The following is a 23,639-nucleotide window of genomic DNA, read 5'->3' on the forward strand; positions in this document are numbered from 1 at the left end:
CATGACCCCTGCTCCATCCCCCATCCGCCGCTTCACCGGCTGGCACATGACGGCGATATTGGTGGCGTTCTTTGCCGTGGTGATCGCGGTGAACATGCTGATGGCGACCGTTGCGGTGCGGTCCTTCGGCGGCACGGTGGTCGAAAACAGCTATGTCGCCAGCCAGAAATTCAACGGCTGGCTGGCGCAGGCGCGGGCGCAGAAGCGGCTGGGATGGCGGGACGCGGTGACGCTGGATGCGGCGCGGCATGTCGGCTTGGTCCTTACCGACGCCAAGGGCGCGCCAGTGGCGGGCGGCCAGGTGACGGCGGTGGCGCAGCATCCGCTGGGACGGACGCCGGACCTGTCGCTGGTCTTTCGCGAGACCGCGCCGGGCGTCTATGTCGGCGACCGCGCCTTGCCCAAGGGGCGCTGGCAGGTCCGCTTCGACCTTCGTCTTGCCGGGCGCGAGGAGCATCTGTTGAGGGAGGTCGACTGATGGCCACGAAGGCGCTGATCCCCGATCCGGTGGCGGAAGAGACGGTCGAAAGCCTGTTCGCCGTTCCCGGCATCCATTGCGTGAGCTGCATCGCCAAGATCGAGGAGGGCCTGCCGCGCCAGCCCGGCATCCTGTCGGCGCGGGTCAATATGGGGGCGAAGCGGGTCGCCATCCGGCACGATCCGGCGCTGACCCCGCCCGACCTGCGCGCCGCCATCGCCGCTTTGGGATTCGAGGCGGAGCCGCTGGCCGATGCGGGGCTGAATGTCGCGGCGGCCGAAAGCCGGCGGCTGACGCGGGCGCTGGTGGTGGCGGGCTTCGCGGCGATGAACATCATGCTGCTGTCGGTGTCTGTCTGGTCCGGGGCGGCAGGGGCGACGCGGGAGATGTTCCACTGGCTCTCCGCGCTGATCGCCCTGCCGACGGTGGCTTATGCGGGCCAGCCCTTTTTCCGTTCGGCCTGGGCGGCGGTGCGGCAGGGGCGGACCAATATGGACGTGCCGATCAGCATCGGCGTGCTGCTGACCACCGGAATGAGCCTCTATGAGACCGTCACCGGTGGGGCGCATGCCTGGTTCGACGGGGCGGTGATGCTGCTGTTCTTCCTGCTGGCGGGGCGCTCGCTCGACAGCATGATGCGGGGGCGGGCGCGGGCGGGCGTGGCGGCGCTGCTGAAGCAGACCGCGCCGGGCGCGCTGGTGCTGGAGGCGGACGGGAGCAGCCGGTGGACGCGGGCCGACGCTCTGCGCCCCGGCATGACGATATTGGTGGCGGCAGGCGAAAGGCTGGCCGCCGACGGGCGCGTGACGGAGGGCGAAAGCGGCCTCGACATCGCCTTTCTGACCGGCGAAAGCGCCCCGGTGCGGGTGCATCCCGGCGACGATGTGCAGGCGGGTGCGCTCAATATCGAGGGGCCGATCCGGGTGGAGGTGACGGCGGCGGGGGCCGACACCGTCATTGCCGACATCGCCCGGCTGATGGAGGAGGCGGGGCAGGGCAAGTCGCGCTATGTGCGGCTGGCCGACCGGGCGGCGCGGCTCTATGCGCCCTGCGTCCATCTGCTGGCGGCGCTGTCCTTCGCGGGGTGGATGATCGCCGGGGCGGGCGTGCATCAGGCGTTGCTGATCGCGGTGGCCGTGCTGCTGATTACCTGTCCTTGCGCGCTGGGGCTGGCGGTGCCTGCCGCGCAGATCGTCGCCTGCGGCGCGCTGATGCGGCGGGGCGTGCTGGTCAAGGACGGGTCGGCGCTGGAACGGCTGGCGGAGGTCAGCGAGGCGGTGTTCGACAAGACTGGCACGCTGACGCTGGGCCGTCCGGTGCCGCAGGGGTTGCGCCGTCTGTGGCGGGACGACCGGTCGATCCTGCTGTCCCTGTCGCGGGCGTCCCGCCATCCGCTGAGCGTCGCCTTGAGGCAAGCATTGGAGGCGCGGGGGGTGACGCCCGCCGCGCTCGACAATGTCCGCGAAGTCGCCGGAGAGGGCGTGTTCGGGGACTATGGGGGCGTGGCCGTGTCGCTGGCGCGTCCGCGCAGCCTGATCAACCTGTTCGGGCTGGCGGCGGAATATCGGCGCGGGGATCAGGCCTTGCTGCTGGGCTTCACCGACGCGTTGCGTCCCGATGCGGCGGAAACGCTGGACGTGCTGCGCGGCATGGGGCTGAAGATGTTGATCGCCAGCGGCGACCGGCCCGAAGCGCTGGAGGAGATTGCCCGCGAAACCCGCACTACCGCCATCGGCCATCTGCGCCCCGCCGACAAGCTGGCGCTGATCGACCGGTTGAAGGCCAGGGGCGAGAAGGTGCTGATGATCGGGGACGGGCTGAACGACGGTCCGGCGCTGGCGGCGGGCCATGCCAGCATGGCGCCCGCCTCCGCCAGCGATGCGAGCCAGCTTACCGCCGACGCCGTGTTCCTGGGCGACAGGCTGGCGCCGGTGGCGCTGACCGTGCATGCGGCGCGGCGGACGGTCGCGGTGGTGAAGCAGAATTTCGCGCTGGCGATCGGCTATAATGTGCTGGCGGTGCCGCTGGCCATAGCGGGGAAGGTGACGCCGCTGGTCGCGGCGGTGGCGATGTCGACATCCTCGCTGATCGTGATCGCCAATGCCCTGCGCCTGAAAGGAGTCGTGAAATGACCGGTCTCAGCCTGTTGATTCCGATTGCGCTTGGGCTGGGGCTGTTGGGCTTGGCGGCCTTTTTCTGGGCGCTGGGCAATGGCCAGTTCGAGGATACGGATGGAGCGGCTGTGCGCATCCTGATTGACGAGGATTGATGGCAGGCGGATTTTCGCCCTTTTGGGGTGGATAAGGTGGATGATTTGACGGGAGAATTGCGATTAATAAGGCATATTGCCTTAACATGAGCCGTTTATAAGTCGGATTGCATGCCATGATTTCCCTATCATGGCGCACATGACGAACCCGCCCCCCTTCACCGATTTCGCCCCCGCCATCCGGCTACAATCGCCGCTCCGCCGGGCCATTACCGCCGCCTATCGCCGCGATGAAGCCGAGTGCTTGGCGCCCCTGCTGGAAGCCGCCGCGCTGCCCGACGCCATGCGGCAGGGGGTGCGTGACATGGCGCGCAGGTTGGTGACGACGCTGCGCGCCAACGGCAAGGGCAGCGGGGTCGAGGCGCTGGTGCAGGAATATTCGCTCTCCAGCCAGGAGGGCGTGGCGCTGATGTGCCTGGCCGAAGCGCTGCTGCGCATTCCCGACGATGCGACCCGCGACGCGCTGATCCGCGACAAGATCGCGGATGGCGACTGGGGTGGGCATCTGGGCGGCGGCAGGTCGCTGTTCGTCAATGCGGCGACCTGGGGGCTGGTGGTGACGGGCAAGCTGGTCGGCAGCGTGGACGACCGGGGTTTGGGCGCGGCGCTGACCCGGCTGGTGGCGCGGCTGGGCGAGCCGGTGATCCGGCGCGGCGTCGACCTCGCCATGCGGATGATGGGCGAGCAGTTCGTGACCGGCGAGACCATCGGGGAAGCGCTGAAGCGGGCGCGGGCGCAGGAGGCCAAGGGCTTCCAGTACAGCTATGACATGCTGGGGGAGGCGGCGGCGACGGCGGCGGACGCGGCCCGCTATCTGGAGGATTATCGGCAGGCCATCTACGCCATCGGCCGGGCGTCGGATGGGCGCGGCGTCTATGCCGGGCCGGGCATCTCAATCAAGCTGTCGGCGCTGCATCCGCGCTATTCCCGCGCCCAGGCGGAGCGGGTCATGGGGGAATTGCTGCCGCGGGTGAAGGAGCTGGCGTTGCTCGCCAAAAGCTATGACATCGGCCTCAATATCGACGCGGAGGAGGCGGATCGGCTGGAATTGTCGCTCGACCTGCTGGAGAGTCTGGCGCTGGACCCGGAGCTTGCGGGATGGAACGGGCTGGGCTTCGTGGTGCAGGCCTATGGCAAGCGCTGTCCCTTCGTCATCGACTGGATCGTCGATCTGGCCCAGCGCGCCGGGCGGCGGATCATGGTGCGGCTGGTCAAGGGCGCCTATTGGGACGCGGAGATCAAGCGGGCGCAGGTCGATGGGATGGCGGACTTCCCGGTCTATACGCGCAAGCTGCATACGGACGTCGCCTATATCGCCTGCGCGAAGAAGCTGCTGGCGGCGCGGGACCGGGTGTTCCCGCAATTCGCGACGCATAATGCGCAGACGCTGGCGACGGTCCACCATCTGGCGGGGCCGGGTTTCACGCTGGGCGACTATGAGTTTCAGTGCCTGCACGGCATGGGCGAGCCGCTCTATGAGCAGGTGGTGGGGAAGGGGAATCTGGACCGTCCCTGCCGCATCTATGCGCCGGTCGGCACGCATGAGACGCTGCTCGCCTATCTGGTGCGGCGGCTGCTGGAAAATGGCGCGAACAGTTCCTTCGTGCACCGCATTGCCGATCCGGCGGTGCCGGTGGAGGAGATGATCGCGGACCCGGTCGAGCAGGTGCTGGCGATGCCGCATCCGGGCGCGCGGCATGCGGAGATCGCGCTGCCGTCCGGACTGTATCCGGATCGGCGCAATTCGGACGGGATCGACCTGAGCGACGAGAATGCGCTGGCGATGCTGGCGCAGACGCTGGCGGAAAGCGCGCAAATCAATTGGACGGCGGCGCCGCAGGGCGAGGAAGGCACGGCGCGGCTGGTGCTGAACCCCGCCAATCGGCGCGATGTCGTGGGGACGGTGTTCGAGGGGTCGGCGGACCATGCGCGGGCGGCGGTCCTGCGCGCGGAGGGAAGCGGCTGGGCGCTGGTGTCGGTGGCGGAGCGGGCCGCGATGCTGGAGCGGGCCGCCGACGCGATGCAGGCGCGCATGCCGATCCTGCTGGGCCTGATCGTGCGGGAGGCGGGCAAGTCGCTGCCCAACGCCATAGCCGAGGTGCGGGAGGCGATCGATTTCCTGCGCTATTATGCGGCGCAGGCGCGGGCGGCTTTCGGCCCTGCACAGGTGGCCTTGGGGCCGGTCGTGTGCATTTCGCCCTGGAATTTCCCGCTGGCGATCTTCACCGGGCAGGTCGCGGCGGCGCTGGTCGCGGGCAATGCGGTGCTGGCCAAGCCCGCCGAGGAGACCCCGCTGATCGCGGCGGAGGCGGTGCGACTGCTGCATGAGGCTGGGGTGCCGGGCGATGCGTTGCAGCTTGTGCCCGGCGCTGGGGAGATCGGCGCGGCGCTGGTGGCGGCGCCGCAGACCGCCGGGGTGCTGTTCACCGGATCGACCGAGGTGGCGCGGTTGATCCAGCGGCAATTGGCCGCCCGCCTCTCTGCTTCGGGCAGGCCCATTCCGCTGATCGCGGAGACGGGCGGGCAGAATGCGATGATTGTCGACAGTTCCGCGCTGGCGGAGCAGGTGGTGGCGGATGTCATCGCATCCGCCTTCGACAGCGCGGGACAGCGTTGTTCGGCGCTGCGCATCCTCTGCCTGCAGGAGGATGTGGCGGACCGGACGCTGGCGATGCTGAAGGGCGCGCTCAGGGAATTGCGCATCGGGCGGACCGACCGGCTGGCGGTCGACATCGGGCCGGTCATCACGGACGAAGCGAAGGAAGGGATAGAGCGGCATATAGGGGCGATGCGGGCGCTGGGCTGCGCGGTGGAGCAGCAGCCGCTGCCGCAGGAAACCGCGCATGGCAGCTTCGTGCCGCCGACGATCATCGAGATTGACGACATCGCGCAATTGCGGCGCGAGGTGTTCGGGCCGGTGCTGCATGTCGTCCGTTTCCCTCGCGCCGGGTTGAACGCGCTGGTCGATGCGATCAACGCGACCGGCTATGGCCTGACCTTCGGCCTGCATACGCGGTTGGACGATACCGTCGCGCAGGTGACGGGGCGGGTGAAGGCAGGCAATCTCTATGTGAACCGCAATGTGATCGGCGCCATCGTGGGCGTACAGCCCTTTGGCGGGCGGGGCCTGTCGGGCACCGGGCCGAAGGCGGGCGGGCCGCTTTATCTGGGGCGGCTGGTGGCGGTGCCGCCGGTCTTTGCGGAGCGGGCCGGTTCGCTAAGGTCGCCGCTCAGCGATTTTGCCGACTGGCTGGCGGCGAAGGGCGAGGCGGAGGCTTCGGCCATGGAGCGGCGCTGTGGCGATGCCTCGGCGCTGGGCGTCGAGATGACCCTGCCGGGGCCGGTGGGGGAGCGCAACCTCTATGCGCTGCATCCGCGAGGACTGATCGGGATGCGGCCCGCGACGCGGCAGGGGTTGTTGCAGCAGATGGCGGCGGTGCTGGCGACCGGCAATCGCGGGGTGCTGTGGGACATGGAACTGCCGCTGGGGCTGCCCGCGCATATTGCGGCGCATTTCACGTTGCAGGCGGATGGGCCGCTTGGGGCGGTGCTGGTCGAGGGCGATGCCGCGCGGATCGGTGCGGTGGTTCGGGACGTGGCCGGCATGCCGGGGCCGGTCGTCAGCGTCCATGCGGCGGGGGCGGATGGGGAGTATCCGCTGGACTGGCTGCTGGAGGAGGTGTCGACCTCCATCAACACGACCGCTGCGGGGGGTAATGCCAGCCTGATGATGATTGGGTGAGGGGCTAAAGCGCGCCTTCGCAGGAGCAGGTCACGCTCAGCTTTTCTTCAGCAAGCCCGTCACGACCGGCGCGATCTTGCCGACGATGATGTTCACCCCGGCCGGATTGGGATGGATGGAATCGGCTTGCATCAGCCTGGGATTGCCGATCACGCCGTCAAGGAAGAAGGGGTAGAGCGGCAGGCCGTAATCCTTCGCCAGCCGGGGATAGATGGCGTCGAACTTCGCGCCATAATCCTTGCCCATATTGGGCGCGGCCATCATGCCGGTGAGCAGCACGGGGATCTGCCGCTGCCTGAGCTGGTCCAATATGGCGCGCAGATTCTTCTCGCTGTCCTCCGGCGGCAGGCCGCGCAGCATGTCGTTGCCGCCCAGGTCGAGCAGCAGCAGGTCGGGCTTGCGCGGCAGGCCGTCGAGCGTGAAGGCGAGGCGCTGCATGCCGCCCAGAGAGGTTTCGCCCGAAACCCCGGCATTGCGGACCTGAACCGCCAGCCCCTTTGCCTTCAGCGCCTGTTCGAGGCGGAAGGGGAAGCTTTCATTCTGGGCCACGCCATAGCCGGCATAGAGGCTGTCCCCGAAGGCCAGGACCAGCTTGCCGTCGGCCATCGGGGCTGCGGCGTTCCGGACCTCGGCCGTCGGCGCGGCGCTATTGTCGGCGGCGGGTTCGCCCGAACAGGCGGTGAGCAATTGCACAATCGCCATGGCGCCCACATATATCGACCATCTTCCCGCCTTCATGGGGTTCCTTTCGCTGATGCACGGCTCGTCCTCCCTTGCCCATATTGCGATTGAAGCGCGCAATGTCACCCTTTCGCTTGGCACGCGCGAAGCGCCGACGCTGATTTTGAAGGGCGTCGACCTTTCCATTCCCAGGGGCGAGAGCCTGGCGATCCTCGGGCCTTCGGGATCGGGCAAGTCGTCATTGATGGCGATATTGTCGGGGCTGGAGCGCGCCAGCGGCGGGGAGGTTCGGGTCGCCGGGATCGATTATGGGCCGCTGGACGAGGATGCGCTGGCGCGGGCGAGGCGCGGGCGCGTGGGCATCGTGTTGCAGAGCTTCCACCTGCTGCCGACCATGACGGCGGTGGAGAATGTCGCCGTGCCGCTGGAACTGGCGGGCTTCGGGGATGCCTTCGCGCGCGCGGCGAGCGAGCTGGAGGCGGTGGGACTCGGGCACCGGCTGCACCATTATCCGGCCCAGCTTTCGGGCGGCGAGCAGCAGCGCGTGGCCATCGCCCGCGCCGTCGCGCCGGGGCCGGACATCATCTTCGCGGACGAGCCGACGGGCAATCTGGACGGCGCGACCAGCGGGGCGATCGTCGAACTGCTGTTCGCCCGGCGGGAAGCGAATGGCGCGACATTGGTGATCATCACCCATGACCCCGGACTGGCGGAGCGGTGCGACCGCGTCGTGGAGATGCGGGATGGACTGATTGTCGCGGACCGGAGGCTGTGACGGGGCCCGAAACCGCGCTGGGCTGGCGCGGCTGCTGGCGGATTGCGCGTCGCGACCTGCATCGCGGCTTCCGGGGATTGCGGCTGCTGTTCATCTGCCTGTTCCTGGGCGTGGCGACGCTGGCGACCATTGGCGGCCTGACCGCCGCGATCACCGGCGAGATTGCGAGCAAGGGGCAGGTGTTGCTGGGCGGCGACGTCGAGGTGGCGATGTCCCAGCGCGAGGCCAGCGCGGCGGAGAAGGCGGCCTTCCGGCGCGAGGGCGTGCTGAGCGAGACGATCAGACTGCGGGCCATGGCGCAGCGGGTGGGGGAGGGCACCGGACCCTCCGCCGTGCTGACCGAACTCAAGGGCGTGGACGGGGCCTACCCGCTTTATGGCGCGCTGGCGCTGAAAGGCGGGCGGGCCGGGCCGATGCGCGCCGACGAGCTGGTCATCGGACAGGCGCTGGCGGACCGGCTGGACGTGAAGCCGGGCGATGGCCTGCGCTATGGCGCGGCGACCTTCCGCATCCGCGACATCATCGCGGAGGAGCCGGACCGGGTGGGGGAGGGCTTCACCCTGGGGCCGGTCGCGCTCACCTCCATAGAGGGCATCAGGCGCAGCGGCCTGATCCAGCCGGGGAGCCTGTATGAGAGCAAATATCGCATCCGCCTGGGCGCAGGCAGGGATGCCGGGGCTGAGAGCGAGCGGCTGAAGCGCGCCTTCCCCTCTGCCGGTTTCGAGATCAAGGACCGCGACGGCGCGGCGCCGGGGACCAGCCGTTTCCTGGAGCGGATGGGGCAATTCCTGTCGCTGATCGGTCTCGCCGCGCTCGCCATAGCGGGGATCGGGGTCAGCAACGGGGTAGCCTCCTATCTGGCGATCAAGCGCAACGGCATTGCGACGCTGAAGATATTGGGCGCTTCCTCCGCCGACATCGCTCGCATCTATTTGATGCAGATCGGCGCGGTGGCCGTGCTGGCCATTGGCTGCGGGCTGGCGGCGGGAGTCGTGCTGCCGCTGGGTCTGGTGACGGCGATGCGGGACATATTGCCGGTGCAGCCCGGTTTCGCCATCGCGCCCTGGCCGCTCGTCACCAGCGCGCTTTACGGACTGCTGATCGCCTTCATCTTCACCGTGCCGCCCTTGGCGCGGGCACGGACCCTCCCCGCCGCTGCCCTGTTCCGCGAAACGGTGGACCGGCGGCGCGGGGTCGATCGGCTGAGCATGATCGCGGTGGGCGCGGCGGGGGCGGCCGCCGTGGCGCTGGCGCTGGGCACGGCGCGGGAGCCCTGGTTCGCGGCGGCGATGCTGGGCGCGGTCGCGGCCATGCTGGTGCTGCTGACCGGCATCGGCCTATTGGTCCGGCGCATCGCCCGTCGGCTGCCCGCGCCGCGTCGTCCGCTTGCCCGGCTGGCGGTCGCCAATCTCCATCGGCCCGGCGCGCAGACGTCGGCGCTGGTGGTGGCGCTGGGGCTGGGCCTGACGCTGTTCGTGACGCTGGCGGCGATCCAGTCGAGCCTGAGCGCCGAAATCCGCAACACCGTGCCCCGCACCGCGCCGGACCAGTTCGTGCTGGACATCCCCATCGCCGCCAAGGACAGGTTCCTTGCGCTGGTCGGCAGGGAGGCGCCGGGTGCCAAGGTCAATATGGTGCCGACCCTGCGCGGGACGATCGTCGCCTATGGCGGGCAGCGGGTGGCGGACCTCAAGGAACTGCCCGAGGGCGCCTGGTTCCTGCGCGGTGAGCGGGGCGTCACCTATAGCGAGGCGCTGCCGGAGGGGTCGGAACTGGTCGAGGGGCAATGGTGGCCCCGGGACTATGCCGGGCCGCCGCTCGTCTCGCTCGACCGCAAGGCGGCGGAGGTGATGGGTGTCGGCATCGGCGACACGCTTACCGTGTCGGTGCTGGGGCGGGAGATCGAGGCGCGCATCGCCTCCCTGCGGCAGGTCAATTGGGAGACGATGGGTTTCAACTACATCATGGTCTTCTCCCCCAACACGCTGCGCAGCGCGCCGCACAGCCTGTCGGCGACGATCACGATGAAGGGCGCGTCGGAAGGGGCGATGACGCGCGCGCTGCTGGCGGCCTTCCCCTCCGTCTCGATCATCGCCGTGGGCGAGGTGGTGGCGCAGGTCACGATGCTGCTGGGGCAGATGTCCACGGCCATCGTGCTGGCGGGATCGGTCGCGATCCTGGCGGGGATCGCGGTGCTGATCGGGGCGATTGCGGCGTCGCGCCAGGCGCGGGCCTATGACAGTGTGATCCTGAAGACGCTGGGCGCGACCCGCTGGCAGATATTGGGCGCGCAGGGCATTGAATATGCGCTGCTGGCCGGTGTGCTGGCGCTGGTGGCGCTTGGCCTTGGCCTTGGCGCGGGCTGGTTCGTGATCGTGCGGATATTCGATTTCCACTGGGCGCCGGACTGGCTGCTCGTGCTCTCGACCCTGGGCGCGGGCGCGGTGCTTACACTGGGGATCGGGCTGTTGGGGTCGATCCCGCTGATGTCGGTGCGGCCGGCCCGCGCCTTGCGGGCGTTGTAGGGAGCGGCCCTGTCGCGCAGGGAAGCGGCCGCTACTGCGCGAACAACCGTTTCGGCAGCACGACATGCACGCCCTTGTTGCGGTCGACGAGCCATCGCCCGCAACGCTGCCTCGCCCAGAAAGTCGATCATGTTGCGAAGCGCCTTGCGCGTGGCGTGGCTGTCCATATTACCACGATCGATGGCGGGCGGCGAGGAATCGACCCTGCCGCGTGCGGTCGGCCGCGCCACGCCCATGCTGCCGAAGAAGGGCGCTAACGGTATTTCGATGCCGAGGTTGAAAAGCCCCACCATCCGGTCGCGGTCCAGCGGCACGATCCGGATTCGGGAACAGGGGAAGTTGTCCGTCAGGAAGCGCCCGCCATAGCGGAAGATGTGATGGCGAGCGGGCGGCTCAATTGCCGTTCGTCACCATGGGGGCGCTGAACGGCGCCAATATCCGCGTGGGGCTGGAGGATTCGCTGTTCGCAGGGAAGGGGAAATTGGCGACATCCAATGCGGAGCAGGTCGCGCTGATCCGGTCCATCCTCGAACTTCTGTCGCTGGAGGTCGCGACGGCGGAGGAGACCCGCGCGATCCTTGACCTCAAGGGCGCCGACAATGTCGCCTTCTAGGCACGGGCCGGCGGGCAGGAGGATGAGGCAAGGACCGCTTGCGCGTTCAGGCAGGCGCCGTCCGGGAATCTACGGATAGGAATGAAGCGCCGGTGAGAGGAACTTCCGGGGGATCGCCACTGAGGCGAACCATCTGGAAGGGATCGGCCATCGTGAAAGCCTTGATCTATGGAGGACCGGGCGAGAAGAGCCTGGGCGAAAGGGCCAAGCCGCAGATCGCGGAGGGCGGCGACGCGATCGTCCGCGTGACGCACACCACCATCTGCGGCACCGATCTTCATATCCTGAAGGGCGATGTGCCGGGTTGCGCGCCCGGCCGCATATTGGGGCATGAAGGCGTCGGGGTGATCGATTCCGTCGGGCCTGCCGTCACCAACTTCACGCCCGGCGACCATGTCCTCATTTCCTGCATCACTGCCTGCGGACGGTGCGGCTATTGCCGGCGCGGCATCTATTCCCATTGCAGGACCGGCGGCTGGCTGCTGGGCAACGAGATCGACGGGACGCAGGCGGAATATGTCCGCATACCCCATGCCGACACCAGCCTCTATCCCATTCCGGCGGGGATGGACGAGGAAGCGCTGGTGATGCTGAGCGACATCCTGCCGACCGGCTTCGAATGCGGCGTGCTCAACGGCAAGGTCGCGCCCGGAAGCAGCGTCGCAATCGTGGGCGCGGGGCCGATCGGGCTGGCGGTGCTGCTGACCGCGCAATTCTATACTCCGGCGCAGATCATCATGATCGACATGGACGCCAACCGGCTGGCCGTGGCCCGGCGGTTCGGCGCCACATGCACCATCGACAGCCGGTCCGAAGACCCGGTGGAGATCGTCAGGGGCCTGACGGACGGCCAGGGCGTCGACGCAGCCATAGAGGCCGTCGGCGTCCCTGCCACATTCGAGCTTTGCCAGGACCTTGTCGCGCCGGGCGGGGTGATCGCCAATATCGGCGTGCATGGCAGGAAGGCAGACCTGCATCTAGAACGGCTCTGGTCGCACAATATCACGGTGACGACCCGGCTGGTGGACACGGTGACCACGCCGATGCTGCTGAAGACGGTGGCGGCGGAGAAGATCGACGCCGGACAGCTCGTCACCCACCGCTTTTCGCTGGACGCCATATTGGACGCCTATGACGTTTTCGGGCGGGCGGCGGAGACCCAAGCGCTGAAGGTCCTGATCACGCCCTGAGCCGGTCGAAGGGCGGCGACCGGCTTTCCGCCTGAAGGGATGCGGCAATAAAGATCCGGCGTGCGCGATCTTGCGTCCGGTTCACCGCGGCGCGCTCCGCAATGGCGGCGCGAAGCGGGTTTTCGATGAGGGAGAAACAAGATGTCGATGGTGGATCGGGTCAGGCAATCGCTGGATGTCGTCTTTCTGGCGACGCTGTCGTTCGGACTGGTGATCGCGATTTGCGCGATCATCCTGGCCAAGCTGCCGGGCTGAGGGGGGATGAAGGGTGTCTTCAGCCAGTCCTCACCCTCCTCCCGCGAACAATATGGTCGATGCCCGCCGGAAGATATCATGCTTCAGATGATGGCGGATGTGCCCTGCCCCGCACTTGCCCAACGCCGCCATGATGATCGGGCCCGACAAGTGCATCCCTGATCTCCCCCCTCTTTCCTCCGGCCGTCAGGATAGTGGATGGGATGGCCGGCGCAGTCCGCTTGTGGCGGGCCGAGGCCGGGCCGACGGTCACGCCTTGCTGTGGTCCAGCGCCGCCATCAGGTGGACCGACAGGTCCTGGATCGTGAACGGCTTGGCCAGCAGCGGCACGCCCTCCTTCGCGGCGGAGGCCGCTGCGGCGCTGTAGCCCGTCATCAGCATCGTGCCCAGATGCGGCCAGTGCTTCCTGATCCGCAGCGCCAGCTCCATGCCGCCGACCTCGCCCGGCATGATCATGTCGGAAAGGATCAGGGAGAAATCGTCCGCCCGCTCCAGCCGGCGCAGCGCCGCGTCGCCATTGTCGACCCGCTCCATCTCATAGCCCAGCGTCGTCAGCATGCCGCCCACCGTGTCGGCCACCGTGTCGTCATCCTCCACCAGCAGGATGCGCTGCCTGCCGGAGGCGCCGACGGGTTCGGCCGGCCTGTCGCTTTCCCGGGGCGCGAGCAGGGATCGCGGCAGCAGCAGGGTGATGGTCGTCCCCCTGCCGACGATGCTGTCGACCAGCACCTCCCCGCCCGACGCCCGCGCGAAGCCGTAGACCTGGCTGAGGCCAAGCCCCGTGCCCTGACCGACCGCCTTGGTCGTGTAGAAGGGTTCGAAGATCTTGTTGACCAGTTCCGGCGCGATGCCGGCGCCGCTGTCCGTCACCGCTATCTGCACCCGGTCGGGCAGGTCGCCATGGACCGGGCGGTTCGCGCCTTCGATGAGGATGGTGCCGCCCTTCTGCATGGCGTCCCGGGCGTTGAGGGCGATGTTGAGGATCGCCACCTCCAGTTCCGACGCATCCACCTCCACCGGCCAAAGGTCCGCGGGAAGGTGCATGGTCACCCCTATGCTTTCGCCCAGCGATCGTTCGAGCAGGGCATCCATGCCCCTGATCCGGTCCCGCAGGTCGACGACCTCCGGGTTGAGCGGGGTGCGGCGGGAGAAGGCGAGCAGTTGCCGCGTCAGTTTCGCGCCCCGGTCCAGCGCCTGGCGTATCCCGGCGCGCAGCTTTTCCAGCCTGGCCGCGTCCTGGGTGCGTTCCATGAGGTCGAGACCGCCGGAAGCGACCATCAGCAGATTGTTGAAGTCATGCGCGACGCCGCCGGTCAACTGGCCCATCGCCTCCATCTTCTGCGACTGGCGCAGCGCCTCTTCGGCCTGCTGGCGGCTGGCGATTTCCGCCTGGAGAGCCTGGTGCGCGCGGCGCAGCGAGGAATAGGAGGCGGCGAGCATCACGATCAGCACCGCCGCCGCGATGACGATGACGGCGATGCCCAGATAGCGGGTCAGGCGGCGCGACAGGCTGTCCATGGTGGATTGGAGATAGACGGAGCCGAGCCGCGTGCTGCCCTGCTTCACCGGGACGGTGACGGCGAGCGCGGCGGGCGGCGCGTCCCGGCTGGCCTCCTCCGCCCGCTTGGGCAGCCGGGCGGGAGGGCGCGCGAAGCCGGCGGCGAAGGCGCCCTTGCCGTCATAGGCGGCGACCGCGACGATCTGGGGATCGGCCTTCAGCGCGTTCAGATATTCCTGGAGCGCGACATCGTCCTCGAACGCCAGCGGGGCGGCGATCCCATTGGCCAGAACCTGCGCCTGGACGGTCGTCTGCCGCAGCTTTTCGACGCGGCCGAGCTGTTCGAGCTGGATGGCGGCGGCCAGCCCCGCGGCCAGCAGCAGGAAGGCGATCAGGACGGCGGAAAGGGGCGTCGCCATCTGTCCGACGACTTTGCCCAGGCTGAGCCGGCTTGGGGTCGCTTGCTTCATTTCCGGTTCACCGCGATGGCAAGGCCCAGCAATTTGGAACTGATCTTGAGGCCGTTGGCCCTGGCCGCGCCGTCATCGATCTGGAACCGCACCCGGCCGCTCTGCCGCACGAATTCGATCATCGCGCCGCTGGGCCCCGCGCTCTTGTCCGCGACCGTCAGCACCGGCTGCCCCTCGGTCGTCGCGAAGGGCGCATAGCCGGGATCGGTCGAGTGTCCGGCGAACAGGATGTGGCAGCCGGCCGGGCCCGCTTCCCCGCCGGCCCGCCGCACCACCACCGGCCGGCCGACCATTTTCTGGCCGCGCACCACCTCGTTGAGCAGGGTGCCGAACGGGTCTTCTCCGACGACGCAGATGACGAAATTCCTTTCCGTCCCGGAAAATGCCGCCGGGGGCCATTCCACGAAGGGCGCGAACTTGAACAGGAAATTCGCCTGGATCGCGCGTTCCAGCGTCGTCGGCGAATTGGCCGGCACGGGCGCCGGAACGACGATCGCGGCCGCGGCGAGGCAGGACAGGGCGGCCCATCGCCGGCGTCGTGCCCGCCTGCCGCGCGGTGAAGGGTTCAGATCGTCCATTTGAGCGCCACGAACACGCTGCGGCGGAGCGGCGTCGCCTGCGAAGCGGGAAGCTCACGGTGGCGGCGGTGCAGCAGGTTGAAGCCCGATACCGACAGTTCGGCGCGCTCATCGAATTGCCAGCCCAGTCTTGCCCCCAGCTCCACATAGCCCGGCACATGGGGGTCGGGCAGGGCGGACACATAGCGCAGGTCGAAATCGACATTCACCTCCGGCCCGATGTCCATGGAAGAGCGCAGCGTCGCGCGGTGTTTGGGATCGTTGCCGACCTGCGACACGCCGAGCAGGGGCACCGAGTCCGGCTTGAAGCGGAACTTCTGGATCAGCAGGCTGTAGCCGGGCTTGAGCCGCCACCAGCTTGCCAGACGGATGTCGGCCCAGGCGTCGAAGCCATAGCTGTCGCCCTTTATCCCATTGCCCCAGCGCAGCGGCAGCAGCCCCTCCGGCGCCGGCTCCACCGTCCGCAGGTCGTCATAGACATTGTAGAAGGCCGAGACCGAAAGCGACGCGCGGGGCGAGAGCATCAGCCGCGTGCCCAGTTCGAAGGCGGTCAGCTTTTCGGAGCGGAAGCTTGGAAGGGCGGTCAGGAAGACGGTGCCTTCGATGGATTCGACCACATCCTCGTCGAAGGGGGTGGGGGAACGCACCGCGCGGGAGATCGCGCCCCAGACCAGGGTTCCGGGGTCGGGCTTCCAGGACAGGCGAACGCTGGGGAGGAAGGTCAGGTCCATGTAGCTGCGCTGCTCCAGCTTGGCCCCGACCGTGCCCGTGATGGACGGCGTCAGGGCGATGCTGTCCTGCGCGAACAGATTGCCGACGAAAAGGTTTCGCCGCTCGGGCACGAAGTCCAGGCCGGGAATGTCGCGGATCACATAGCGGCCGAGGCGCACCCCGCCGCCCCAGACGATGCTGTGGTTGCGCCCCAGGGTGAAGCTGTGCTGCCCCTCCACATCGAAGGTGTCGAGCGCGAAGCGGCCGCCGTCATCCTCGATCTTGCGGGCGGTGTGGTCGTAATAGGCCTGAAGCTGGAGCGTCGCGCCGGACGCCGCGCCATGGCGCCAGCGGGCAAGCAGGTCGTAGCCGTGCAGGCTCTCGTCGGGCGCGGTCCCCCGCGAGCGCGAGCCGTAATAGCCGTCCCCCTGCACCATCAGCGCGTCGGCGGGGGTCGCGTTCCAGTCGAAGCGGAAGCCGCCCTGGGTGCGGCGGTTGCCGTCGTCCGCGTTCGACGCGCTTTCGAAATTCTCATGGCGCTTCACGAACAGGCGATAGCTGGCGTTGCCGCCGGCATGGCCGCCATAGCGCAACCCCAGATCATAGGTGCTGTTGCCGACCACGCCGGTGCCGTACAGGCCCTGTGTCGCCCCTGCGTCGCGGGTGATGATGTTGATCACGCCATTGACGGCGTTCGATCCCCAGAGCGTGGCGCCGGGGCCGGAGATCACCTCTATGCGGTCGACATCCTCCGGCAATATGTCCTGCATGTCCCAATAGACGCCGGAATAGAGCGGCGAATAGACGCTGCGCCCGTCGATCAGCACGAGCAGCTTGTTGGAGAAATTCTGCGCGGCGTCGTTGCCGCCAAGCCCGCGGGCGGCGACGACCGTATCGTTGGGGCCGCCGCGCATGACCTGCAGATTGGGGGCGAGCCGGAGAATGCCGGGCAGCGTCAGCGTGCCTGAACGGACGATGTCGTCATGGGTGATGACATAGATGGACGCCGGGGAGTCGGCCAGCGAAGCCGCCGACCGGGTGACGGACGTGACGTCCAGCTTCGACAGCGCGGCGATCGGCATGTCGCGCAGTTCTTCGATGCTCTGCGCCTGGGCGGCCGTACAGTATAGGGACAGAAGGCCCACGGCCACTCCGCCGAACGCCGCGCCGCCAAAAGCCCATGCCATTTTCGTTCATCCCCCTGCGCTGCCCGTTGCGCTTGCCCCCGGCGCGAGGATCGCCCGCGCATCGTGGAGTCGTTACGCAGCCGCGTCGGAAAAGTTCCACGCCAACCTCCGCAATTCCATGCATAATGTGCCTGAAACCCACGGTTGGAAGCCGGCAGCCGCACGCCGCCTTCACAGGGCCGCAAGGCTCTTGGCCAGATCGATCTGCTTGAAGGGCTTGGTCAACCGCGGCAGTTCCGCCGAAATTCCGGCATTTTCGGCATAGCCGGAAATCAGCAGCGCCCTGATCTCCGGCTTCAGCGCCCTCGCCTGCTCGATCAGGTCGGTGCCGGTCGTGCCGGGCATCAGATGGTCGGTGACCAGCACGTCGATGCCCGGCTCTGCCTTCATGATCGCGAGCGCATGTTCGGCGGAGCTGGCCTCCAGCACGTCATATCCCAGTTCGCGCAGCATGTGCACGGTGCTGGCGCGCACCAGTTCCTCATCATCCACCACCAGCGCCATGCCATGGTCCAGCTTGACCGGGGCGATGTCCGGCCCGGCGGCCTCCTTCCCGGCCTCGATCTCGCTGGTCGGCAGCCAGAGGCTGATCGTCGTGCCATGGCCCACGGCGCTTTCGATGGTGAGGCCGCCGCCCAGCTGCGCGGCCAGGCCATGCACCATCGACAGGCCAAGGCCGGTCCCCTGGCCCACGCCCTTGGTCGTGAAGAAGGGCTCTATCGCCTTTTCGGCGGTCTGCTGGTCCATGCCGATGCCGGTGTCGGCCACCGACAGCCTGACATATCGCCCCTCCCGCAGATGCAGCCGGTTGTCGGCCGCCATGCTGTCGCAGTTCACGCCGATGCGAAGCTGCCCGCCGTCCGGCATCGCGTCGCGCGCATTCACCGCCAGGTTCAGCAACGCCATTTCGATCTGGTTGGCGTCGGCATGGGCGGCGGGCAGGTCGTCCGCCACCGCCAGTTCGACCTGCACGCGCGGGCCCGACGTGCTGACGATCAGGTCGCGCATGTCCCGCACCAATCCCCCAATGTCGATGGCGGTGGGTTGCAGGGGCTGCCGCCGCGCGAAGGCGAGCAGCCTTTGCACCAGCATCTTCGCCCTGTCGGCCGATTGCAGGGCGCCTTCGATCAGTCGCCGCTCCCGATCGGTGCCCAGGCCGCGGCGATGGAGCAGGTCGAGGCTGCCGACGATAGGCGTCAGCAGATTGTTGAAATCATGGGCGACGCCGCCGGTCAACTGGCCCATGGATTCCAGCTTCTGCGACTGGCGCAGCGCCTCCTGCGCCAGTTCCAGTTCATGCGAGCGCTGCTGTACGCGCTCCTCCAGCGTTTCGTTGAGCGCGCGTAAGCGCTCCTCGCTCTGGCGAAGCGCCGCCTCCATGCGGCGGCGTTCGGTGATGTCGTTGAGCAGCACGGCGACCTGGGGCGCCCTGGGATCGCCCACGCGAAAGGCATAGACGTCGTACCAATAGCCGCCCAGCGCATCGGCCGCGTCCTCGAAGCGGACGGCCTCGCCGGTGCAGGCGACCTGGCCGTAAATGTCGAACCAATGCTGTTCATGCCTCGGCACGAGCGAGCGCATCCGCTTTCCCACCGCGTCGGTGAGCCCGGTATGGCGCGCAAAGGCGGGATTGGTCTCTATGAAGAGATAGTCGACCGGCTTCCCCGCTTCGTCGAAGATCATCTCTATGATGCAGAAGCCCGCCTCGATCGAATCGAACAGGGTGCGATATTTCTCCGCGCCGCGATGCAGTTCCTCCAGCCTCGCGCGGGCGTCATATTGCCGCCGGCGGCCGCGCAGCGCCGAACGGGCAAGGCTGATCAGCGTGGTGGGGTGGAAGGGCCGCTCCAGGAAATTGACGTTGCCCAGCATCTCCAGATAGCGCGACGCCGACGGGTTGCGCTCCAGCCCGCCGCCGCGCCGGGTCAGCAGGATGAAGGGGAAGTCCGACCATTCCGGCTGATCCTGCAACCAGCCGACCAGCGGGTGCAGGTCGCGATTGTGCAGCGCCTCCTCCGTCACCAGCGCGAAGCCGGCGCCATGGTCGATGCCGTTCAGCAGGGCGGGAAGGTCCCGGCAGATCTGCGACCGCAATCCCGCCTCGGCCAGCATCGATGCCGCGATCTCCGCATCGCGCCCGACGGGAGCGAGGATCAGCGCCCGTTCGGAAAGATGCGGTATCACGCCTTCTCGTCTTCGAGCAGCGCCGGCGCGCTGCCGACGAAATGCGGAACCCCGCGCAGCACGCCCTGGAAGCCCACCAGCGGTTCGCCCAGGCGAATGCCGTAAGATCCGATGCGGAATTCGCGGATCGTGTCCTCATGCGATCCGGTCCGCTTCTTGATGATCGACATGGCGCGGCACACCCGGCCCAGCGCTTCGAAATAGCGCAGCAGGATGACCGTGTCGGCCAGATAGGTGACATCGACCGGCGTCTTCATGTCGCCCACCAGCCCATGCTGCGCGACCGTCAGGAAGGTGGTGGCCCCCTGCCGGTTCAGATATTGCAGCAGCTCATGCATGTGCAGGACCAGCGCATTTTCTTCCGGCATGGCGGACTGATAGCCGTTCAGGCTGTCGATGACGACGGTCCTCACGCCATGCCGTTCCACGCAGTTGCGCACCCGCTGGGCAAATTCGCCGGGGGACAGTTCGGCCGCGTCCACCTGCTCGACGATCAGGTCGCCGCTCCCGGCCATGGCCTGCATGTCGATGCCAAGGCCCAGGGCGCGGTTGAAGAGCAGGCCCATCTCCTCGTCGAAGACGAACATCGCCGCCTTTTCCCCGCGCCGGATCGCCGCCGTGACGAAGGTGAGGGCGAGCAGGGATTTGCCGGTGCCCGCAGGGCCGAGGACGAGCACGCTGGAGCCCCGCTCGATCCCGCCGCCCAGCAGGGCGTCGAGTTCGCCGGAATCGCTTTTCAGCACGTCGCGAACGAAGCTGGTCTTGTGTTCGGCCGACACCAGCCGGGGAAAGACGCGGACGCCGCCCTTCTCGATGACGAAATCGTGGAAGCCGCCGCGAAAATCCCGGCCGCGATATTTGATGATGCGCATCCGGCGGCGCTCCGGGCCGTAGCCGGGCGACAGTTCCTCCAGCCGGATGACGCCATGGGCGACGCTGTGCACGGTCTTGTCCGCCACCTCCGCCGTCAGGTCGTCCAGCATCAGCACCGTCGCATTCTGTTTCGAGAAGAAGTGCTTGAGCGCCAGTATCTGGCGGCGGTAGCGCAGCGAGCTTTGCGCCAGCAGGCGGATTTCCGACAGGCTGTCCAGCACCACCCGGTCCGGCCGGACCCGCTCGAACGCATCGAAGATGCGGCGGGTGGTCTCGCCCAGTTCCAGGTCGGACGAATAGAGCAGGCTTTGCTGCTGCTGCTCGTCCAGCAGGCTTTCGGGCGGCACCAGTTCGAACAGGTCCACCCCCTCCAGCGCCCAGCCATGCGATGCCGCGCTCTCGCGCATCTCGTCCTCGGTTTCGGACAGGGTGATGTAGAGGCAGCGTTCGCCGCGCCGTGCGCCCTCGATCAGGAACTGCATCGCGATGGTGGTCTTGCCCGTGCCCGGACTGCCTTCCAGCAGGAAGACCCGGCCGCGGGTCAGCCCGCCGGAGAGAATGTCGTCAAGGCCATCCACGCCCGCCAGGGCCTGTTCGGTTGAATAGGTCTCCACGTCATCTCCTTTCAGGGCAGGAGCATCGGCGATTACCATGGGAAGCGGCCGCCCTGAATGCGTCGCAGATTGATTTCGATCAAGTCAGGCCTGTCCGATGCGCGTCACAAGCCGGACGCGCCGCTTTCCCTGTCGTCGATCTGTTGCCGCGCCTCCGACGCCGCCCTGATGAGTTCGTTCGCCGTCTCTTCCGCGGCATCCGGCGTCATGCTGATGGCGACCCCGTCCGGGCCGTCGAGCATCACCTGTCCTTCCTCTGCATAGGCCTTGCCGGATTCATCGAAAACGCCTTCTCGGGGCATGGACCATCCTCTTCCGTTCATGTGGGAAGGACGCTCCGCAGGCGGATGCGGTTCCCTCAGCCGCCGATGAACAGGTAGGATGGGTCGTAATCGCACAGCCGCCGCAGCGCGGCGAGATCGGAGATGGTGACCCTGCCGCGCTGGACCTGGAGCAGTTCCCGTTCCCGGAGTTCCCGCAACATGCGATTGATGTGCACCGACGTCATGCCGCACGCCTCGCCCAGATCGGCCTGGGTCAGCGGCAGCGCGAACCGGCTGCCGTCGCTCAGCCCCACGGCGCGCAGCTTCGCCTCGATCTCGCAGAAGAAATGCGCGATCCGCGCGACGGCGTCGAGCCGGCCGAGGCGGAATATCCATTCCCGGTGCATGGCGGCGTCCAGCAGCGTACTGAACCACAGCAGCTTCGTCAGATTGGGCCGCTGGGCCAGCAGGCCGTCCAGCGCCTCATGCGGGACCATGGCGATCTTGGAAGCGCTGAGGGTCGCGACATCATGGTCCAGCCGCCCCAGCGGATAGCCGTGGAGGTCGACGAAATCGCCGGGGACGTGGACGGCGACGAGCTGGCGCAGGCCGTTGCGGTCGTCCATGTAGCGGCAGATGAACCCTTCCATCAGGTAAGTGCTGCATGCGATCGGTTCGCCCGCATGGGCGAGGAGTTGTCGCGCATGGGTCTTGCGGACTTGGCTGACGCTGGCCTCCAGCGCCGCGAGATCCTGATCCGACAATTGCTCGCGGCGACGATTGCGGAGGAAGTCGGCAAAGATCATCGGCAGCATGTCTCCCCAGGGCATGGAGGCCCGGCCAATGGCTTATCAGCAGGGCCTGCCGGCGGCCAGCCTCTTCTCTCCGGCCTTTGGTCCCATGGCCCGGCCGGGATGAGGCGGGAAGACGGCAGCGAAGCGAAGTCCGCTTCCGTCTCACCCATCCTGCGGCGCGGTCATCGTCTCATCCAGCAGGCGGGGGACGACGGCGGCGAGTTCGCGCGCCAGGAAACCGATCCTGCCGATCTCTTCCGACAGCGCCCGTCCCGCCGCGCCGTGCAGCCAGCAGCCCCAGGCGGCGGCGCGGAACGGATCGGCCCCACGCGCCAGCAGGCCGCCGATGATGCCCGCCAGAACATCGCCCGATCCCGCCGTGGCCAGGCCTACGCAGCCCCCGTCGAAGCGGAGCAGCCGGCCGGACGGATCGGCCAATATGCTTTCCTGCCCCTTGAGCAGGATGACCGACCGGAAGCGGCCGGCCATGCCGGCTGCGACGCCTTCGGGATCGGCGGCGACGGCGGCTTCATCCATCCCCGCGAAGATCGCCATCTCCCCGCGATGGGGCGTCATGATCACGCGGCCCTCATGGCTGGCGATGACGGGGGCCAGGTCGCGGGCGGAGGTCAGCGCCGCCGCATCCAGCACGACGCCAAGGCCCTGGCGCGGGGACGCGAGCAGGCGCGCCACCAGCGTGTCGGTGCGGTCGCTGACGCTCATCCCCGGTCCCAGGACCATGGCGTCGCATCGTCCGACATGGTCCTCCAGCATGGCCACGGCCTGGGCGGCGATCTCGCCATTGCGGTCGGACGGCAGCGCCAGCATCGACGCCTCGGGCACCAGCACGCCCAGCGCGGTCGCGACCGACTGGACCGTCGCCAGCTGCACCTTGCCGGCCCCCGCCCTGAGCGCCGCCTCGCCCGTCAGGCGCAGGGCGCCGGGGACGAATTCGGCGCCGCCGATCACAACCACGCGGCCGCGCTCATTCTTGTCCGATGCGTCCGCGAGCCCCGGCAGCGGATGGTCGCGCAGCCAGCGGCGGTCGATCCGTGGCGGGCTCATCCGCGCGCTCCCGCAATGGCGTCGGGCGCCTTGGTGACGGGCGTGCGGTCCTCCTCCATCGGCGCGGTGACATTGTAGCGCTGAAGGACCAGCCGGCCGTCGTGGCCCGCATCCGCCTCCAGCCGATAATCGGTCACGGCGCAGTTCGCGACGTCACCCTTCGCGTCGATGGCGAGAATCTCGGTTTCCGTGAGGCTCTCCAATATATAGCGCATGCACAGCACCACGACCTGATGGCTGAAGATCATCACCCGCCGCCCGGCATAGTGGAGCGAGATGGTGTCCATCACCGACCGCAGGCGAAGGATGACGTCGCACCAGCTCTCTCCGCCGGGCGGGCGATGATAGAATTTTCCCAGCAGGCGGCGGAATTCGGCCTGGTCGGGGAAGATGTTGCGGATGCCGCCGGTGGTGAGGCCGTCCAATATGCCGAACTCCTTTTCGCGAAGCCGCTCGTCGAAGCAGATCGGCTCCTCTCCCGCCGCGCCGCCATGGTCGCGGAAGAGCCGGGCGGTCTGGCAGGCGCGCAAATAGGGGGAGGACAGCAGCACATCCGGACGGCAATCCTCTGGCTGGCGCGCGAACCAGCGGCCGAGCGAAGCGGCCTGTTCCCGCCCCAGATCGCTCAGCGGCACGTCGGCATCGCGGATGGACAGGGCGATGCGGTCGGCCGCCGCTTCATGGGCGGCGTCCCGCGCGACATTGCCAGCGCTCTGGCCATGGCGCGCGATGATCAATTGGGCAGGCCAGCGGATCGTCATCTGACTTCTTCTCCTTCCCTTCTTCCCTGCATCGGGGGGACAACGCCCGGGCGGCGGATCGGCTTCATCCCGCCGCGCGGGCGGACCCTTCGCGCCCGCCATTCGTATAGTCC

The 23,639-nt window shown here is 68.0% G+C and carries 18 protein-coding genes; 8 read left to right on the plus strand and 10 right to left on the minus strand.

Annotation, left to right across the window (positions count from 1 at the left end; all coding sequences use genetic code 11):
• The first annotated feature begins 1 nt into the window (after window position 1).
• The 4 genes from LDB29_RS21870 to putA all read left to right on the plus strand — a co-directional run bounded on the left by LDB29_RS21870 (window position 2) and on the right by putA (window position 6,489).
• A complete protein-coding gene (locus tag LDB29_RS21870; RefSeq protein ID WP_257557815.1) occupies window positions 2-478 on the plus strand; it encodes a FixH family protein in 477 nt (158 codons plus the stop codon).
• On the plus strand, window positions 478-2,610 hold the full coding sequence (locus tag LDB29_RS21875) for a cation-translocating P-type ATPase (RefSeq protein ID WP_257557816.1): 2,133 nt from the start codon (window positions 478-480) through the stop codon (window positions 2,608-2,610). Before LDB29_RS21870 ends, LDB29_RS21875 begins: the two co-directional genes overlap by 1 nt.
• Window positions 2,607-2,747 carry a cbb3-type cytochrome oxidase assembly protein CcoS gene (ccoS, locus tag LDB29_RS21880; protein WP_007688161.1) on the plus strand — a complete coding sequence of 47 codons (141 nt, stop codon included), beginning with the start codon at window positions 2,607-2,609 and terminating at the stop codon, window positions 2,745-2,747. Before LDB29_RS21875 ends, ccoS begins: the two co-directional genes overlap by 4 nt.
• A 139-nt stretch (window positions 2,748-2,886) precedes the next feature.
• Window positions 2,887-6,489, plus strand: coding sequence for a trifunctional transcriptional regulator/proline dehydrogenase/L-glutamate gamma-semialdehyde dehydrogenase (gene putA, locus LDB29_RS21885; RefSeq protein ID WP_257557817.1), 3,603 nt, complete (start codon window positions 2,887-2,889; stop codon window positions 6,487-6,489).
• Window positions 6,490-6,525: 36 nt separating this feature from the next.
• On the opposite strand, the gene LDB29_RS21890 is transcribed toward putA, so the two are convergent.
• Complete coding sequence (locus LDB29_RS21890; RefSeq protein WP_044660954.1) at window positions 6,526-7,227, minus strand: arylesterase; 702 nt, start codon at window positions 7,225-7,227, stop codon at window positions 6,526-6,528.
• Between LDB29_RS21890 and LDB29_RS21895 the strand changes: the two genes are divergently transcribed.
• The 4 genes from LDB29_RS21895 (at window position 7,226) to LDB29_RS21910 (ending at window position 12,273) form a co-directional block, all read left to right on the plus strand.
• Complete coding sequence (locus LDB29_RS21895) at window positions 7,226-7,945, plus strand: ATP-binding cassette domain-containing protein (protein ID WP_103001700.1); 720 nt, start codon at window positions 7,226-7,228, stop codon at window positions 7,943-7,945. The two genes, LDB29_RS21890 and LDB29_RS21895, sit on opposite strands and share 2 nt — an antisense overlap.
• Window positions 7,942-10,470: an ABC transporter permease gene (locus LDB29_RS21900; RefSeq protein WP_257557819.1), complete on the plus strand. Its 2,529-nt coding sequence runs from the start codon at window positions 7,942-7,944 to the stop codon at window positions 10,468-10,470. The genes LDB29_RS21895 and LDB29_RS21900 overlap by 4 nt, the downstream gene beginning before the upstream one ends.
• A 397-nt stretch (window positions 10,471-10,867) precedes the next feature.
• Window positions 10,868-11,083 carry a 3-keto-5-aminohexanoate cleavage protein gene (locus LDB29_RS21905; protein ID WP_373886374.1) on the plus strand — a complete coding sequence of 72 codons (216 nt, stop codon included), beginning with the start codon at window positions 10,868-10,870 and terminating at the stop codon, window positions 11,081-11,083.
• Window positions 11,084-11,235: 152 nt separating this feature from the next.
• Window positions 11,236-12,273: a zinc-dependent alcohol dehydrogenase family protein gene (locus LDB29_RS21910; protein ID WP_257557820.1), complete on the plus strand. Its 1,038-nt coding sequence runs from the start codon at window positions 11,236-11,238 to the stop codon at window positions 12,271-12,273.
• Between the two features lie 504 nt (window positions 12,274-12,777).
• Here LDB29_RS21910 and LDB29_RS21915 read toward each other — a convergent pair.
• The 9 genes from LDB29_RS21915 to LDB29_RS21955 form a co-directional block, all read right to left on the minus strand.
• The gene (locus LDB29_RS21915; protein WP_257557822.1) at window positions 12,778-14,496 is read right to left on the minus strand and encodes an ATP-binding protein; all 1,719 of its coding nucleotides are present in this window, start codon (window positions 14,494-14,496) and stop codon (window positions 12,778-12,780) included.
• On the minus strand, window positions 14,493-15,074 hold the full coding sequence (locus tag LDB29_RS21920; protein WP_025548731.1) for a YfiR family protein: 582 nt from the start codon (window positions 15,072-15,074) through the stop codon (window positions 14,493-14,495). Before LDB29_RS21920 ends, LDB29_RS21915 begins: the two co-directional genes overlap by 4 nt.
• Window positions 15,062-16,972 carry a TonB-dependent siderophore receptor gene (locus LDB29_RS21925; protein ID WP_257557826.1) on the minus strand — a complete coding sequence of 637 codons (1,911 nt, stop codon included), beginning with the start codon at window positions 16,970-16,972 and terminating at the stop codon, window positions 15,062-15,064. The genes LDB29_RS21920 and LDB29_RS21925 overlap by 13 nt, the downstream gene beginning before the upstream one ends.
• 171 nt (window positions 16,973-17,143) lie before the next feature.
• Window positions 17,144-19,156 carry an ATP-binding protein gene (locus LDB29_RS21930; RefSeq protein ID WP_257557829.1) on the minus strand — a complete coding sequence of 671 codons (2,013 nt, stop codon included), beginning with the start codon at window positions 19,154-19,156 and terminating at the stop codon, window positions 17,144-17,146.
• Window positions 19,153-20,643 (minus strand): ATPase domain-containing protein, encoded by a 1,491-nt coding sequence (locus tag LDB29_RS21935; RefSeq protein ID WP_257557830.1) that lies wholly within the window; start codon window positions 20,641-20,643, stop codon window positions 19,153-19,155. Before LDB29_RS21935 ends, LDB29_RS21930 begins: the two co-directional genes overlap by 4 nt.
• A 104-nt stretch (window positions 20,644-20,747) precedes the next feature.
• A complete protein-coding gene (locus LDB29_RS21940; RefSeq protein ID WP_257557832.1) occupies window positions 20,748-20,945 on the minus strand; it encodes a hypothetical protein in 198 nt (65 codons plus the stop codon).
• Between the two features lie 56 nt (window positions 20,946-21,001).
• Window positions 21,002-21,712: a Crp/Fnr family transcriptional regulator gene (locus LDB29_RS21945; RefSeq protein WP_025548724.1), complete on the minus strand. Its 711-nt coding sequence runs from the start codon at window positions 21,710-21,712 to the stop codon at window positions 21,002-21,004.
• Between the two features lie 150 nt (window positions 21,713-21,862).
• Entirely contained in the window at window positions 21,863-22,765 is a 903-nt protein-coding gene (locus LDB29_RS21950; protein WP_257557834.1) for an NAD(P)H-hydrate dehydratase, read from the minus strand.
• Complete coding sequence (locus LDB29_RS21955; RefSeq protein ID WP_061939158.1) at window positions 22,762-23,526, minus strand: histidine phosphatase family protein; 765 nt, start codon at window positions 23,524-23,526, stop codon at window positions 22,762-22,764. The genes LDB29_RS21950 and LDB29_RS21955 overlap by 4 nt, the downstream gene beginning before the upstream one ends.
• Between the last annotated feature and the right edge of the window lie 113 nt (window positions 23,527-23,639).

Origin of the sequence: Sphingobium sp. CFD-2, from assembly GCF_024611135.1 — a bacterium.
Lineage (GTDB): Bacteria > Pseudomonadota > Alphaproteobacteria > Sphingomonadales > Sphingomonadaceae > Sphingobium > Sphingobium fuliginis.

Excerpts from the sequence above, each read along its gene's own strand:
- LDB29_RS21870 (WP_257557815.1), top strand. The coding sequence starts at position 2 with ATGACCCCTGCTCCATCCCCCATCCGCCGCTTCACCGGCTGGCACATG.
- LDB29_RS21875 (WP_257557816.1), top strand. The coding sequence starts at position 478 with ATGGCCACGAAGGCGCTGATCCCCGATCCGGTGGCGGAAGAGACGGTC.
- ccoS (WP_007688161.1), top strand. The coding sequence starts at position 2,607 with ATGACCGGTCTCAGCCTGTTGATTCCGATTGCGCTTGGGCTGGGGCTG.
- putA (WP_257557817.1), top strand. The coding sequence starts at position 2,887 with ATGACGAACCCGCCCCCCTTCACCGATTTCGCCCCCGCCATCCGGCTA.
- LDB29_RS21895 (WP_103001700.1), top strand. The coding sequence starts at position 7,226 with ATGGGGTTCCTTTCGCTGATGCACGGCTCGTCCTCCCTTGCCCATATT.
- LDB29_RS21890 (WP_044660954.1), bottom strand. The coding sequence starts at position 7,227 with ATGAAGGCGGGAAGATGGTCGATATATGTGGGCGCCATGGCGATTGTG.
- LDB29_RS21915 (WP_257557822.1), bottom strand. The coding sequence starts at position 14,496 with ATGAAGCAAGCGACCCCAAGCCGGCTCAGCCTGGGCAAAGTCGTCGGA.
- LDB29_RS21920 (WP_025548731.1), bottom strand. The coding sequence starts at position 15,074 with ATGGACGATCTGAACCCTTCACCGCGCGGCAGGCGGGCACGACGCCGG.
- LDB29_RS21925 (WP_257557826.1), bottom strand. The coding sequence starts at position 16,972 with ATGGCATGGGCTTTTGGCGGCGCGGCGTTCGGCGGAGTGGCCGTGGGC.
- LDB29_RS21940 (WP_257557832.1), bottom strand. The coding sequence starts at position 20,945 with ATGCCCCGAGAAGGCGTTTTCGATGAATCCGGCAAGGCCTATGCAGAG.
- LDB29_RS21945 (WP_025548724.1), bottom strand. The coding sequence starts at position 21,712 with ATGATCTTTGCCGACTTCCTCCGCAATCGTCGCCGCGAGCAATTGTCG.
- LDB29_RS21950 (WP_257557834.1), bottom strand. The coding sequence starts at position 22,765 with ATGAGCCCGCCACGGATCGACCGCCGCTGGCTGCGCGACCATCCGCTG.
- LDB29_RS21955 (WP_061939158.1), bottom strand. The coding sequence starts at position 23,526 with ATGACGATCCGCTGGCCTGCCCAATTGATCATCGCGCGCCATGGCCAG.